This window comes from Thomasclavelia cocleata (assembly GCF_900102365.1).
Lineage (GTDB): Bacteria > Bacillota_I > Bacilli_A > Erysipelotrichales > Coprobacillaceae > Thomasclavelia > Thomasclavelia cocleata.
Genome location: NZ_FOIN01000033.1, coordinates 16,494 through 29,988 on the forward strand (window position 1 = coordinate 16,494; position 13,495 = coordinate 29,988).

At 27.2% G+C, this 13,495-nt stretch carries 18 protein-coding genes; 14 read left to right on the plus strand and 4 right to left on the minus strand.

Translation table 11 applies throughout. The features are described 5' to 3' along the window. The first annotated feature begins 7 nt into the window (after positions 1 to 7). Positions 8 to 856, plus strand: coding sequence for a bifunctional methylenetetrahydrofolate dehydrogenase/methenyltetrahydrofolate cyclohydrolase FolD (gene folD, locus BMW96_RS10640; protein WP_092355575.1), 849 nt, complete (start codon positions 8 to 10; stop codon positions 854 to 856). Then, a complete protein-coding gene (locus tag BMW96_RS10645) occupies positions 846 to 1,037 on the plus strand; it encodes a DUF951 domain-containing protein (protein WP_092355578.1) in 192 nt (63 codons plus the stop codon). Before folD ends, BMW96_RS10645 begins: the two co-directional genes overlap by 11 nt. 1,003 nt (positions 1,038 to 2,040) lie before the next feature. Here BMW96_RS10645 and BMW96_RS10650 read toward each other — a convergent pair. Then, positions 2,041 to 2,757 (minus strand): hypothetical protein, encoded by a 717-nt coding sequence (locus tag BMW96_RS10650; RefSeq protein WP_092355581.1) that lies wholly within the window; start codon positions 2,755 to 2,757, stop codon positions 2,041 to 2,043. Between the two features lie 548 nt (positions 2,758 to 3,305). Here BMW96_RS10650 and BMW96_RS14705 point away from each other — a divergent pair. The 4 genes from BMW96_RS14705 to BMW96_RS14210 all read left to right on the plus strand — a co-directional run bounded on the left by BMW96_RS14705 (position 3,306) and on the right by BMW96_RS14210 (position 5,010). Then, a complete protein-coding gene (locus tag BMW96_RS14705; protein ID WP_257606878.1) occupies positions 3,306 to 3,428 on the plus strand; it encodes a hypothetical protein in 123 nt (40 codons plus the stop codon). Between the two features lie 482 nt (positions 3,429 to 3,910). Continuing rightward, a complete protein-coding gene (locus BMW96_RS10655; protein WP_092355583.1) occupies positions 3,911 to 4,438 on the plus strand; it encodes a hypothetical protein in 528 nt (175 codons plus the stop codon). Between the two features lie 2 nt (positions 4,439 to 4,440). Continuing rightward, positions 4,441 to 4,647, plus strand: a complete 207-nt coding sequence (locus BMW96_RS10660) for a hypothetical protein (RefSeq protein ID WP_092355586.1) — start codon at positions 4,441 to 4,443, stop codon at positions 4,645 to 4,647. Positions 4,648 to 4,866: 219 nt separating this feature from the next. After that, the gene (locus BMW96_RS14210; protein WP_162207487.1) at positions 4,867 to 5,010 is read left to right on the plus strand and encodes a hypothetical protein; all 144 of its coding nucleotides are present in this window, start codon (positions 4,867 to 4,869) and stop codon (positions 5,008 to 5,010) included. A gap of 354 nt (positions 5,011 to 5,364) precedes the next feature. On the opposite strand, the gene BMW96_RS10665 is transcribed toward BMW96_RS14210, so the two are convergent. After that, positions 5,365 to 6,102, minus strand: a complete 738-nt coding sequence (locus BMW96_RS10665) for an acyl-[acyl-carrier-protein] thioesterase (RefSeq protein WP_092355589.1) — start codon at positions 6,100 to 6,102, stop codon at positions 5,365 to 5,367. Between the two features lie 159 nt (positions 6,103 to 6,261). Here BMW96_RS10665 and BMW96_RS10670 point away from each other — a divergent pair, with 159 nt between their 5' ends. From BMW96_RS10670 to BMW96_RS10680, 3 genes are all read left to right on the plus strand, one after another. After that, positions 6,262 to 7,146, plus strand: coding sequence for a M15 family metallopeptidase (locus BMW96_RS10670; RefSeq protein WP_092355592.1), 885 nt, complete (start codon positions 6,262 to 6,264; stop codon positions 7,144 to 7,146). Positions 7,147 to 7,268: 122 nt separating this feature from the next. Continuing rightward, positions 7,269 to 7,760 (plus strand): hypothetical protein, encoded by a 492-nt coding sequence (locus tag BMW96_RS10675; RefSeq protein ID WP_092355595.1) that lies wholly within the window; start codon positions 7,269 to 7,271, stop codon positions 7,758 to 7,760. Positions 7,761 to 7,938: 178 nt separating this feature from the next. Then, complete coding sequence (locus tag BMW96_RS10680) at positions 7,939 to 8,502, plus strand: hypothetical protein (protein ID WP_092355599.1); 564 nt, start codon at positions 7,939 to 7,941, stop codon at positions 8,500 to 8,502. Positions 8,503 to 8,543: 41 nt separating this feature from the next. Here the strand turns inward: BMW96_RS10680 and BMW96_RS10685 are convergent, their stop codons facing one another. Further along, positions 8,544 to 9,350, minus strand: coding sequence for a methyltransferase domain-containing protein (locus BMW96_RS10685; protein ID WP_092355602.1), 807 nt, complete (start codon positions 9,348 to 9,350; stop codon positions 8,544 to 8,546). A gap of 73 nt (positions 9,351 to 9,423) precedes the next feature. Between BMW96_RS10685 and BMW96_RS10690 the strand changes: the two genes are divergently transcribed. The 5 genes from BMW96_RS10690 to fba all read left to right on the plus strand — a co-directional run bounded on the left by BMW96_RS10690 (position 9,424) and on the right by fba (position 13,114). After that, complete coding sequence (locus BMW96_RS10690; protein WP_092355605.1) at positions 9,424 to 10,497, plus strand: metallophosphoesterase; 1,074 nt, start codon at positions 9,424 to 9,426, stop codon at positions 10,495 to 10,497. A gap of 23 nt (positions 10,498 to 10,520) precedes the next feature. After that, a complete protein-coding gene (locus BMW96_RS10695; protein ID WP_092355608.1) occupies positions 10,521 to 11,072 on the plus strand; it encodes a GNAT family N-acetyltransferase in 552 nt (183 codons plus the stop codon). A gap of 21 nt (positions 11,073 to 11,093) precedes the next feature. Beyond that, positions 11,094 to 11,363 (plus strand): hypothetical protein, encoded by a 270-nt coding sequence (locus BMW96_RS10700; RefSeq protein ID WP_092355611.1) that lies wholly within the window; start codon positions 11,094 to 11,096, stop codon positions 11,361 to 11,363. Further along, complete coding sequence (locus BMW96_RS10705; protein ID WP_092355613.1) at positions 11,353 to 12,093, plus strand: TrmH family RNA methyltransferase; 741 nt, start codon at positions 11,353 to 11,355, stop codon at positions 12,091 to 12,093. The genes BMW96_RS10700 and BMW96_RS10705 overlap by 11 nt, the downstream gene beginning before the upstream one ends. A 154-nt stretch (positions 12,094 to 12,247) precedes the next feature. Beyond that, complete coding sequence (fba, locus tag BMW96_RS10710) at positions 12,248 to 13,114, plus strand: class II fructose-1,6-bisphosphate aldolase (RefSeq protein ID WP_092355617.1); 867 nt, start codon at positions 12,248 to 12,250, stop codon at positions 13,112 to 13,114. On the opposite strand, the gene BMW96_RS14515 is transcribed toward fba, so the two are convergent. Beyond that, a partial coding sequence (locus BMW96_RS14515) for a transposase (RefSeq protein ID WP_244881307.1) occupies positions 13,071 to 13,495 on the minus strand: 425 nt, incomplete at its 5' end. The genes fba and BMW96_RS14515 overlap by 44 nt on opposite strands.

Sequence of the window (13,495 nt, forward strand, 5' to 3'; positions counted from 1 at the left end):
TTTATCAATGATTATAAATGGTAAGGAAATTGCTTTAAAAATTAAAGATCAATTAAAAAATGATGTTGAAACGATAAGAGAAAATTATTCACGTATGCCTAAATTAGTTGTTATCCTAATAGGAGATAATCCAGCTAGCTTAACTTATGTACGTAATAAGGAGCGAGGGTGCGATTATATAGGGATAGAATCAGAAATTATAAAACATGATTCATCATTTAGTGAAAGACAGTTATTAGAAGAAATAGAAATTTTAAATAATGATGAAACTGTTGATGGTATTTTAGTACAGTTACCTTTACCTAAACATATTAGTGAAGAAAAGGTACTTAATGCAATTGCCTTTGATAAGGATGTTGATGGTTTTCATCCACATAATGTAGCAAACCTTTTTTTAGGACAAAATTCTTTAGTACCATGTACACCAAAGGGAATGCTGGTTTTATTAGAGAAAATTAATTATGATTTAGATGGTAAAGAGGTTGTTGTTGTAGGTAGAAGTAATATTGTTGGTAAGCCAGTAGCGTTATTATGTTTACAAAAAAATGCTACTGTAACAATAGCACATAGTAAAACTAAAGATTTAAAAAAGATATGCTCACGTGCCGATGTTTTGATTACTGCAATTGGTAAACCAAAGTTTTTTAATCACGAGTATATAAAAGATGATGCTATTGTTTTAGATGTGGGAATTAATCGAGATGAAAATAATAAATTATGCGGTGATGTAGATTTTGAGGATGTAAAAGATAAAGTAAAAGCAATTACTCCTGTTCCTGGTGGGATTGGACCAATGACAATAACAATGTTAATGCAAAATACTATTGAAGCTTTTTATAAACGGAATGGTGGATAATATGGATTATAAGTTAAATGATATAGTAGAAATGAAAAAAACTCATCCATGTAAAAAATCAAATCAATGGCAGATAATCAGGATGGGTGCAGATATTAAAATTAAATGCTTAGGCTGTGGTGCAGTAGTGATGTTTCCTCGTAGAGAATTTGAAAAGAAATTAAAAAAAGTTATAGTATAATATGGATGAAGATATTTTAGATGAGGAATTGGATAATATTATAGATATATATTGGCACGAAAGTGCCTTTTTTATTTTTAAGTTTTCATTTTACATCCCATAACTATCATTTACCATTTGTAATAATGATAAAGAAAATAGTTTTAATATTAAAATACTAATATGCGGTTTAAGAGTTAAATAATGCAATATTTTAATAGTTATTAATATTTAGTAGTATTTGTCTTTGCTTATGTATTTCATGTTTGCAGTTTACAATACGTTGTTGATCTTTGGTATTTACCAGTAGTATTCTTAATTCATTTTCTAATTTTTGTAATCTTGTTTCTTTTTATATTTTGGATTCATAAATTCATCCATAATTATTTTTAACAGTTTTTATAAAAGGAAAAAACTTTTAGGACGAAGGAATATTAATATCTATATTCTATACTAGAAGTAATTTATAGTAGTTATTTTGTTTGTAAAACCCATATTTTATAAAAGTTTTAATTTTAAAATATTCTGATTTTTTATAATTTTATACCAAAAGTGTATCACGCTATAGGATTACACTAGATGATTAATTACACCCAAATTGATAAAATAATCATTGACACAATTAATCATCAAAGATAGTTGTTTCTGTAAAGTAAAAATATCATTCTCTACCCTATGGCTTTGAATGATACTTTTTACACTTTACAGAAGAATAGGATTGCATAAACCACGTTCCATTTTAGAGTCTCATTTTTGAAAACTTTTTGGAGATATAGAGAACCATTAATTGTCGTAACCTTTTTATTATATTAATTTATCTTGTTTCACATGGTTCTAGAATTATTGTATGGAGAATAACTTTCGTTATGTTTCATTATAGGGTCCTGTCTCTATTTTGACTGTACTATACATTTTTTACTTGCTGATGCTACTATTGTTGCTTGAGGGTATTCTTTTTGTTGAGCGGTAAATTTTGCATCAGAAATAGTAACAACATAAGAATCCCTGAGAGTCAAAACAGTTGTCAATCATTTCTATTACTTTTTCCAGAAACGGCAGCTCTTACTATGAAAAAGGTGTTAACTGAGGAACCATACGTTTCTTCATTTTCTGATTTTTCTTTCATTTTATTTTTTGCTATTACAATTAATGCTTCAGCTTCGTCTTCCTTTAATAAGTTAAATACTTGTGGAACTGCTAAAACTGTTTCTTTTACAATGAAATCTAACATAGTATCTTGTAAGTTAGAACTTTGTTCTTTATTTAAAACAGGTGTATCTAAATATATTTTTGCTAAATTAATTGCAAAATCTTCCCTTTCTAATAATACTTTTGCTGCATCAAAATCAGATACAAAAGAATCAAAGCCTTGTGTATAATTATCATAAGAAAGAACCTCAGTATCTAGCAATGGGTGATTTATAACTGAAAGAGTTAAGGCTTCTGTTGACATAGCGTCAACTATTTCAGATGGTATTTGACAAGCGTCCATCATTTCACTTTTAGATTTAAAATTCTCCCACTCTTTTGTTCCTGGTAATATTGGGTATACATATGGTTCGTTTATAGTTAAAAATTTAGTTTTCTTTTTTGAGTTTACCCTATCGTTTATCAATTTAATAGCTTCTTCTAAAGTCATAACATTAGAATTGTCAGTATAAATTTGTTTGTCAGAAACTTTGAAAAAAACTATACATAAAATCGATATACAGAGTAAATACAATATAATTTTTCTATTCATTTTTTCTCCATCCTATAGCTCTCGCTTTTTATTATTTTGTAAAATAAATTACAACAATAAAGAAAGCGCTTTCTATTATTAAAGTACAAATATAAGGTATAAAGGTCAAGTAATATGATATTTTAATTCTGTAGTTCTGTATATAGTGTTTACAGTTTACGATACGCTATTGATCTTTGCTGGTAATACTCTTAACGCATTTTCTAATTTTTGTAATTTTGTTTCTTTTTATTTTTTATATTCATAAACTCGCTCATAATTATTTTTAACAATTATTATAAAAGGAAAAAACCTTTTGGGACAAAGGGCTTTTAATATCTGTATTCTATACGGGAAAACGAATACTATTATAGATATTTGGGACACAATTATAATATCGTATAATTTCAAAAATAGTTTTCATATGTTGAAAATTTGGTGTTATGTAGCAACGAGAAATCAATGGTTTTAGAGGATTAAAAGCAGTAAAATATACTAAATAAGTAACAAAAAATCAAGGCTTAGGAACCTTGGTTTTATTTTGTGTGCCAGGAATGGCATGAATTCAGTTGGAGATAAACCAACCACAGGTATTTACCGCCAAGTGTAGTGAACCACAAGCTGTTGATAGTGATGTCATGGGTGAAGGAAGTGGTGTAACAATTTTTTTGAGCGTACGAACAGAAACTTGATGAGGCTAAATGGTGGATAAGGTCTTTTTTAAGATAGCGTGGTTTGACAGATTCAGAGATGCAGATAACCGCAACGATAAAAGATTTGTGTACATCAATACCACAAACACGAGGATAAACAATTTCCATAAATAAAGCTCCTTTCTAGAAAGATGAAGAAAGAAGCCTTGACTGAAAGGTTAGCACTAAAGATTAACTAATAGACAATGATTAATTTACCAACTCGAAGTCGACACTCATGTGTGCCTTGAAGCGAAGCGGAAAGGCATGGTTGTTAATATGTAAAAAAGCAACAGATAGTTCCTGTTCTTTATTGTTAAGCTTATATATGGGAGAATAAAAATACCCCACTATTTTATTATAACATAGATAGGAATAACAAAACAGACTACTAATTATTAAAATTTATCATATAATATAAGTAGGAAATAACAATAAAATAATAATAAAAAAGAACCCAATAAATGAAAGGTGAGATAATTATGTTAAAACACATATCAAAAGTATTAATTTGTTTATTCACTGCATGTTCATTGATTATTGCTATCACTCCTATTGGTGTTGCTGCAAAGCCAAGTTGTTCAACATGTAGAATGCAGTCATCTGAAATTAAAACACAGTATCTTGACGAAGATGGAAATGTTGTAATTATATATGAAGATGGTGTAGAAGCAATTTATATGACAAACGGTGAAATAGTCCTAAAAGATTATTATAATGTCTTTGAATCTGATTTAAATCAACCACCTACAACTAGAGTTATACCAGAATGGATTTTAATTGGAATAGGTATTATTGCTGAAACAATTGATAAATGTCAGCGAATTCAATACGTATCAGGACATGATGTATGTAGAATTATTTTAAGTAAATTAGGAACATCAGCAAAACCACGAGCCCGTTATGAGTTAACTGGAAGATTCATTCAAGGTTATATTCCAGGTTGTGAGCCAAGATATTCAGGACCTTGTAATACTGGATATTGGGAATATAAAGTGGTGCCATTATAGTTATGAAAAATAGAAAAGATATATTGGTATTAATCTTATTAGTTATCTGTATAATTGGCATGTTGGTAGTTAAATACTGTTATGAACAAGCTGTTATTAATAGTACAACAGCGTTAATTTTAAATGAAATTTTTGGTTTCCCATGTACAGTTGTAATTCTATATTATATCTTTATATATATACAAAAAAGGAGGAAAAAGAAAATTTAAAAGTGCGAGAAAAAATATTTGGGTTCTTTATAAATATTGAAGCTATAGTAATTTGCTATGGCTTTTTAACAGTTTTTATAAAAATAGAAATAATTTTATATTTTGTGCAGTATCTGTTTTTTATCCTTTAAATTTGCTTTACAGTCCCTATCGGTCTATAAAAATCTGGCAGAATACTTTATAATTTGTCTATATAATTATATTCAGGAGGGAAGAAAAATGGAGCAGTTAAGGGAAATAAGTAGAAAACTAAATGAAACTGTAGAGAAACTAAAAGCAGATAAGGATATTGAAAAGGCAGTTGGGGAGCCGCATGTAATCAGGGATAAATTAAAGAAGATAATAAAAGAAAGCACCCGATAAACTTGGGTGTTCTATCTTTATTATAATATATAGGGTGTATTTTTGACAACTTTAAAAAAGTCTGCCAAAGCTTTTTATAAAAGGAAAAAACCCTTTTGGGACAAAGGGCTTTTAATATCTGTATTCTATACGGGAAAACGAATACTATTATAGATATTTGGGACACAATTATAATATCATATAATTTCAAAAATAGTTTTCATATGTTGAAAATTGATTTTCAATATATGAAAATAATGTGAAATGTATTGATAAGAAGAAAATTTTAAGATTATTCAAGGGATTAAATAAGCGATAAATTCAATATTTTTAGATTTAGATTTTTTGTATCTTTTATGATTAAATAATATATTTTTATATGGTTTCTATATGGCCACCGAACTCAAAATATGTAATTTCATCATCAATAGATTTAAAAACTATTTTGACGTAATTCTTGTTTATATATCGATATATTTTAGCAGTTGTATTAGGAGTCATCTCTTTTTTAAACACTACACTTATTTCTTTAAAGTAAATATCTTTAAAGAATTCGACGGGTATAGCATCAAATGCCCATTCTAAGTAACGACTATTATTTAAGTGTTGGTTTACATCAATATCACTATATAAGACTGTTCTATTCATTACATAAGATAATTCCACATCATTAAATATTTCATTATAGCTATTAATTGTGTATTTATATGGAACAATTTCAGGTAAAATTATTCCTGCTTTTTCAGGTTTGATAATTCTTCTTTTTTTTAAGTCAATTAAAGTCCATAAAGAATATATAGCTGCAATCTCTTCTCCGTTTTCATCTTCTACCCAATAATTGCGCATAAATTGGATTCTTTTATATCCGCTTGCACGTGTAGATAATTTAATTAATTCATTTATTTTAATTGGCCGTTTTAAAATAATTGTCTCTTTAGCTAAGACAAAACCGTATTTTTCTGATAAATCATTATGCCACATTCCTAAATGTATAGCATTTGTAGTAGCTAAATCTGATAGGTTTGACATTAGATTAGAAATTTTATAATTTCCTTGGTAATCTGCTTCTTGACATTGTACTAGTATTTTTAATGATGAAATTGTATTTTTCATAGTTAGCTCCTTTGGTTGGTATTTTTTTATTTATTATGTCAATAATATTATAATAATTTAAAAAAATTTCATTGTATAGCAAATGTTCATAAAAATTTTGATATTTTTATGATATGATTATCTAAATAGTGTATTATTTATTATTTTTGAGGTAGAAAGATGAAACGAAGAAGAATAAATAAAAAGAAAGTTGCTTTAGTAATATTCATTTTTATTATAATTATTTTGGTAATCGTATATTTAGTCAGTAATATAATAACTTTAATAAATACACCTGATGAAGTAAAAATAGAAAAAGCTTCTTCAAAAGATCCAATTACGTTACTAAATTATTACTTACCATCAAATAAAGAACGTTATAAGAATTATAAAAAGAAACATCCTGATTTATCTGATGAAGACATAGTTACATATGTGAATATGAGTTTGGATCATAATTTTTATGAACATATAATTATTCAACCTAATTCTAAATTAAATACTATTGTAAATAAGTACTATAGATTAGATAATAATTTTGTTCCTGATGACCTTGTTTATATCAATGATGGCTATACTAATTCTAGTGATCCAGCATATAAATATCGAAAGCATCAAATGTCACGAGAAGTCTATGATGATTTTGTTGCTTTAAGAAATAAATGTCGTGAAAAAGGAATTAGTTTTTATGTTGTAAGTGGTTATCGTTCAACTCCAGCTCAGGAAAAAAGTTATCGTCATATGGCAAATACATTTAGTGTTGAAGAAGCTGATAAAACTTGTAGTCGTCCTGGGCATAGTGAACATACTTTAGGATTGGCTTGTGATGTAGCTTTAGATACATATTCTTTTGAAAATATTGTTAATCATCCTGAATATAAATGGTTTGCTGAAATATTAGTTGATTATGGATTTATTGTTCGTTATCCTGAAGGAAAAGATTCATTAACTGGTTATAGTTATGAACCTTGGCATCTTCGTTATTTAGGAAAAGATTTAGCAAAAAAAGTTTATAATAGTAATCTTACTTATGATGAGTATTATGCACGTAATTTTACACAATAACCTGTTTTATTGAGCAGGTTTTTGTTATATTTATTAATCATTATTAAATTTTATTAATTTTTATATAGGATAATTGGAGAATTTCTTGTATAATAATTTTATTGAAAGAAGGAGTATATCTTATGAATGCTATTGTTAATATTTTACCTTTTTTGGTATTCTTAGCCTTATTATGGTTTACATACATAAACATTTCTTATGGTGTTACAATGTATTTAGCAACTAAAGAAGATCATACTTTAACATCATGTCTTAGTGATTCTGGTAAATATTTTTATGTTATTTTATTAATTCTATATATTGGGATTTTCATAATATGTTCTTTGGTTATGGTTTTAAGTGCTGTTAATAATAATTTAAATAGTATATATACGCCGCTCAATATTCTTACTGTTATTACTTTAGGTGTAAGTATTTTATTACAACAAATTATTTATGTTGGACATCGACAAATGATGATAGGTAAAATTAAGTTAGATTATCGTAAAATAAAACGTGTTACTTATCCAAGAACTAAAAAGCTTAGATTTGTTTATGGTCAAAAAACATTTGAGACATCTTTACGTTTTATAGATGATTTTAAGTTAAAGAAAGCGTTACAAAAAGCTAGATAAATAGGACTGTAACGAAATAAACTAGTTGCTCCTATAAGCATAAAAGACAATGTTTTAGTTAATATAGCTAAGAGACATTGTTTTTTTATGATTACACATTTACATAATTTATTATAATACTATGCGATGATTAATTTAAGTAAAATGTCGTATAATAAAATATAGAAGAGGTGATGTAATGATTTTGGATTATCCAAAAGTATACGAAAAAAATAAGTGTGTAGGTCATGGTGGTAATCAAGAATGGTTTTTAGATTCTTGGGCAAAAAAAGCAGGATGTGCTAGTGTAAGTGCTACAGATATTTTTATTTATTATACAAAAAAAGAACACAAAATTAATAAAGATGTATATTTAAATCACATGATAGAAATGTATAAATTGATGAAGCCCCAAGAAAGAGGATTTCCATATGTGTATTTGTATACTCGTAGATTGAGTAAATTATTAAATAATTGTAAATATATTATTTTTAGAAGACCAAGTGTAGAAGTGGCTAGTAATATAATTAAAGAGAGTATTAATAATAATGAGCCATTAGGCTTGTTGATTTTGACACATCGTCGCCATGAGATGCATGATGATTTGTGGCATTGGGTTACAATAGTTGGTTATGAAGAGGGTAAAAAAGGTATAGATATAATTTTTTTAGATTGTGGTGAAATAAAGCGGATATCAGCAGGAATAGTGTTTGAAAACAATCGTTTTAATGTAGTTAAAATGGTAAGATTTTTTTACAAGTAAAAATGGAATTTAATAGATGAAAAAAAGACATGAAAACATGTCTATATGTGATAAATAGTGATTTTAATATCTATAGTAACAGATAATTTTTCTAATGTGTCAAGAACATTACGACGTTCTTTTTTGATATGATAATAATGTGGTGTCATCTTTAATAAGTTTAGAGCATCTTCACGATTATCAATATGTATTAAGTGTACAAGATCATAACTTTCAATTGTTTCAAAGTCTAAACGAATATATTTATCACTTTTAACCTTAATTTTATCATAAATCAATTCTTTTATCTCAATTAAGTGATTAGGGTTAGCTGTTACATGAATAATATAACCTTCGTTTTTAAGTGTTCGTTTTAATTCATCTTGATTAACAACAGTAAATAAGGCTGTAATGAAATCTAATGAATGATTGAGAAAAGGAAGGTTTTTACTATTACCAACTAACCAATATACATCTTTAGTATATTTTGTTGCCATATTAATGGCCTCTTTAGAAATATCTAAACCATATATGGTATCCTGGTTAAAAACTTTATTAAGCCCACAAGTATAGTAACCTTCACCACATCCTAAATCTAAAATATTTAATTTATTACCCTTACGGTATCTTTTAATACAATCAATAACATTATTTAAAATAATATCATAATACCCATTAGTTAGATATGCTTTTCTTGCAATAAGACTTTCTTTACTATCTCCTGGATTATTGGTTGCTTTATCAGGATTTAATAATAGATTTAAATATTTACTCTTGGCAATATCATAACAATGACCTTTAACACATTTGTATGAATTTCCTATTTGTATAAGTGGTTCATGACATTTAGGACAAGCTAATTTATGCATAATTTCACCTCAAAGTCATTATAACATAAATATAAACTATGGTATAATAATAAATTGGAGGAGATGATTAGTAATGAGCTGGTTTATTTTAATGGAAATGATGTTAGTAGCTATTATGACAGTTTACTTGGCTTATCATACTCGATTAGTGTTTGCAAAAGCTAGATATCGTAATATTATTACAATTATTATTGTTTTATGTTTAATTATTTTATGTCTATATGATTTAATCTTTTTCGGTTTTTTAGTTAATGCTTGTATATGTTTTGTGGTTTTTGATATTATTAATTTAGTATTATATAAAACAAAATTTAATCATTATTTTAAATTTATTTATTGTCAAGGAATGGTAGTTTTGGCAGCAAGTATTGTTTTAAGCTGTTATGGGATGTATAATGCTAAAAATACAGTTATAACGACATATAATGTTGAAATAGATAAAGATTTTAATGATAAATCATTAATGGTTATTTCAGATATTCATTTAGGTACTATTGTTTCTAAAACAGATTTAATAAAGATTTCTAATCATGCTGGAACGATTGATCCAGATGCGATTATACTATTAGGAGATATTTTTGATGAAAATACAACACAAGATGAAGTAGATTATGCAATGGAAGTATTTTCTAATCTAGCATCTAAATACTCAGTATTTTTTATTGAAGGAAATCATGAAATTGGTTTTCAAGGGGGTTCGCCTTTAAAAGAATTTAATCTTATAAATAGACTAAAAGATAGTGGAGTAGATGTTTTATTAGATGAAAAGGTTATGTTAGATGATATTTATTTAATTGGTCGAAAAGATTATGTTATTAAAAAAAGAAAGTCATTAGAAGCAATAACAAGTGATATTAAAGATAATAAGCCATTAGTATTATTAGATCATCAACCTAAAAATTATAAGGAGAATGCTAAATTAGGCATTGATCTTCAAATTTCAGGACATACTCATGCTGGACAGATATTTCCTCTTAATTATTTTTTTGAATTAATAAATGTAAATGATATGAATTATGGAATTAAAAAAGAAGGAAATTTTTATGCAATTGTATCTTCAGGTATGGGAGGATGGGGATATAGTATTCGAACAGCTGGTCATAGTGAAATCGTAGTAATAAATTTATCTAGTAAACATAAAAAGTAGTCATTATAATAAGGAGCAAGATAATGAATATAGTTATAGAAATTGCTAAACCAAAAGATGTTGAAAAAATACTTAATATTTATAAACCATATATTTTAAATACAGCAATAACTTTTGAATGTGAAGTTCCAAGTATTGAAGAATTTAGGCAACGAATAATCAATACTTTAAAAAATTATCCATACTTAGTTGCAAAAATAGATGATGTAATAGTTGGTTATGCATATACATCAGCCTTTAAAAATAGAGCTGCTTATAACTGGGCTGTAGAGACTTCGGTTTATGTAGATGTAAAGCATCATAATATGGGAATTGGAAAGGCATTGTATCAAAAGTTAGAAAATATTTCTAAAAAACAGAATATATTAAATATGAATGCTTGTATAGCTGTTCTGGATAAAGGTAGTGTTTCGTTTCATCAGCATATGGGGTATGTTCAAGTTGCTTATTTTCATCAATGTGGATATAAGTTAGGTAAGTGGTATGATATGGTTTGGATGGAAAAAATGCTTGGAGAACATAAAGTGGAACCTGAAACATTTATTCCTTTTTCTAAGCTGGATTATCAAAGATAGTATTTTAGGAGGAAGAATAGGATGGGATTATTTAAAAGAAATAAGAGTGTTGATTTAGATGAAGTTTTTAAAACAAAATATAAAGAGATAAATAAAATTATTGCTGATGGTCAAAATGAATTTGATTTACAAATTCAAATTTCACTATATATATTAGCTTATGAAAAGTACAATGATTTATTAGAATTAATTGATCAGGGTGTTGATTATGATCGTAAACATTTTGAAGTATTGCAACAGGATTTAAAGAAACAGATTGATTTGTTGAAGGGTTTAGAGAATGAAAATTAAAGCATATCATAAGGATTTTGACTATACATATACATTAGGGGTATTTGAGACAATTGAGTTGTTGCATAATAAACCAAATTTAGTTTTACGAGTATATATTAAGAGTAATTCATATCAAAACAAGGGAATTAAGATTATTAGTGAAATATGTAGAGAAAATAAAATTGATTTAATTGAAAGTGATAATACTATTAGTAAACTCTCAAAGAAAGATAATTGTTTTGCTGTTGCAATCATAAAAAAATATACTATGGAATTAGATGATGCAAATCATGTTGTTTTAGTTAATCCAGGAGACATGGGAAATATGGGAACAATAATTAGAACTATGTTAGGTTTTAATTATTCAAATTTAGCAATTATTAAACCAGGAGTAGATGTATTTGATCCCCGTGTTATTAGAGCATCAATGGGGGCTTTGTTTAATATTAATTTTGAATATTTTGATAGTTTTAGTGAATACTTAGATAAATATCCAAAAAGAAATATTTATTCTTTAATGTTAAAGGGGGCTAAAAATATTCATTCAATTGGGCCTGATGATCAAAAATATTCATTGGTTTTTGGTAATGAAAGTAGTGGGTTACCAGATGAATTTCTTAATTATGGGCAAAGTATTTTTATTCCCCATAGTAATAAAATTGATTCTTTGAATTTATCTATGGCATTAGGTATAACATTATGTCATTTTTCTAAAAGTGAGTTTAAAGGTAAAGAAGTTCTAAGATAGATAGTGTTTTTATTGAAATACTATTAGTTAAGTGAATAAACTAATTAATTTTGATAATAAATTGTAATAAAATAGGTAAAAATCTAAGTGTTACTATGGAAATTTGATTTAAATAATAGTATTATATAAAAGAAAAAAGAAAAGGAGAAATATTATGGGATTAGTATCAGCAACAGAAATGTTAAATAAAGCAAAAGAAGGACATTATGCAGTTGGTCAATTTAACATTAATAACTTAGAATGGACAAAAGCTATTCTATTAACTGCAGAAGAATTAAAAGCACCAGTAATCTTAGGAGTATCTGAAGGTGCTGCTAAATATATGACTGGATTTAAAACAGTTTCAGCAATGGTAGCTGCAATGGTAGATTCTTTAGGAATTACTGTACCAGTAGCTTTACATTTAGATCATGGTAGCTATGATGGAGCTAAAGCTGCATTAGAAGCTGGATTCTCTTCAATTATGTTTGATGGTTCTCATTATTCTATTGATGAAAACATTGAAAAGACAAAAGAAATGGTTGAATTATGCCATGCTAAAGGTGTATCTATTGAAGCTGAAGTTGGATCTATTGGTGGAGAAGAAGATGGTGTTATTGGTAAAGGTGAAGTTGCCGATCCAAAAGAATGTAAAATGATTGCTGATTTAGGAGTTGATTTCTTAGCAGCAGGAATTGGAAATATTCATGGTAAATATCCTGAAAATTGGGCTGGTTTAGATTTTGATGCATTAGATGCAATTCAACAAGAAACTGGTAAATTACCTTTAGTATTACATGGTGGAACTGGAATTCCTGAAGAAATGATTAAAAAAGCAATTAATTTAGGGGTTTCTAAAATTAATGTAAATACTGAATGTCAATTATATTTCCAAGAAGCAACAAGAAAATATATTGAAGCTGGAAAAGATTTAGAAGGTAAAGGATTTGATCCTCGTAAATTATTAGCTCCTGGTACAGAAGCTATTAAAGAATGTGTTAAAGAAAAAATGGAAATTTTTGGATGCATTGGTAAAGCTTAATTAGGAATAAGTAAGTTTGAAGAATCCCTTTTAGGGATTCTTTCAGGCTGTTGACAAAAGATGGTATAAAAACTAGTTTTAAAGTTCTTATACCACCTTTTTTTGTTTTTGATTTATTATTTATTTCTTTTTCTTTATATATTTCACTTTTATTGCCCTTTTTTATAAAAACTGGCCTGTCTTTCCATAGCCATCCTGCCATCTTTCTTAAATTATGGCATGCAAAAATAAGCTCTCCCTGATGTTTGTTTTTCCTCAGCCCCCTTAATCGTGTAAATCTTAAATTATGTTTTTCCTTGCACTCTCCAAATACACGTTCTATACTCTCTTTTCTAATTCTATATATCTCTTTCCATTTATCTGTGTATCTGATTTCTTCTA

What these genes read in the sequence shown, in the direction of transcription:
- BMW96_RS10660 (WP_092355586.1), top strand. Translation starts at nt 4,441, where the DNA reads ATGAAAAATAGAAAAGATATATTGGTATTAATCTTATTAGTTATCTGT.
- BMW96_RS10650 (WP_092355581.1), bottom strand. Translation starts at nt 2,757, where the DNA reads ATGAATAGAAAAATTATATTGTATTTACTCTGTATATCGATTTTATGT.
- BMW96_RS10690 (WP_092355605.1), top strand. Translation starts at nt 9,424, where the DNA reads ATGAGCTGGTTTATTTTAATGGAAATGATGTTAGTAGCTATTATGACA.
- BMW96_RS10680 (WP_092355599.1), top strand. Translation starts at nt 7,939, where the DNA reads ATGATTTTGGATTATCCAAAAGTATACGAAAAAAATAAGTGTGTAGGT.
- BMW96_RS10695 (WP_092355608.1), top strand. Translation starts at nt 10,521, where the DNA reads ATGAATATAGTTATAGAAATTGCTAAACCAAAAGATGTTGAAAAAATA.
- BMW96_RS10655 (WP_092355583.1), top strand. Translation starts at nt 3,911, where the DNA reads ATGTTAAAACACATATCAAAAGTATTAATTTGTTTATTCACTGCATGT.
- BMW96_RS10700 (WP_092355611.1), top strand. Translation starts at nt 11,094, where the DNA reads ATGGGATTATTTAAAAGAAATAAGAGTGTTGATTTAGATGAAGTTTTT.
- BMW96_RS10665 (WP_092355589.1), bottom strand. Translation starts at nt 6,102, where the DNA reads ATGAAAAATACAATTTCATCATTAAAAATACTAGTACAATGTCAAGAA.
- BMW96_RS10685 (WP_092355602.1), bottom strand. Translation starts at nt 9,350, where the DNA reads ATGCATAAATTAGCTTGTCCTAAATGTCATGAACCACTTATACAAATA.
- folD (WP_092355575.1), top strand. Translation starts at nt 8, where the DNA reads ATGATTATAAATGGTAAGGAAATTGCTTTAAAAATTAAAGATCAATTA.
- BMW96_RS10670 (WP_092355592.1), top strand. Translation starts at nt 6,262, where the DNA reads ATGAAACGAAGAAGAATAAATAAAAAGAAAGTTGCTTTAGTAATATTC.
- BMW96_RS10645 (WP_092355578.1), top strand. Translation starts at nt 846, where the DNA reads ATGGTGGATAATATGGATTATAAGTTAAATGATATAGTAGAAATGAAA.
- BMW96_RS14210 (WP_162207487.1), top strand. Translation starts at nt 4,867, where the DNA reads ATGGAGCAGTTAAGGGAAATAAGTAGAAAACTAAATGAAACTGTAGAG.
- BMW96_RS10705 (WP_092355613.1), top strand. Translation starts at nt 11,353, where the DNA reads ATGAAAATTAAAGCATATCATAAGGATTTTGACTATACATATACATTA.
- fba (WP_092355617.1), top strand. Translation starts at nt 12,248, where the DNA reads ATGGGATTAGTATCAGCAACAGAAATGTTAAATAAAGCAAAAGAAGGA.
- BMW96_RS10675 (WP_092355595.1), top strand. Translation starts at nt 7,269, where the DNA reads ATGAATGCTATTGTTAATATTTTACCTTTTTTGGTATTCTTAGCCTTA.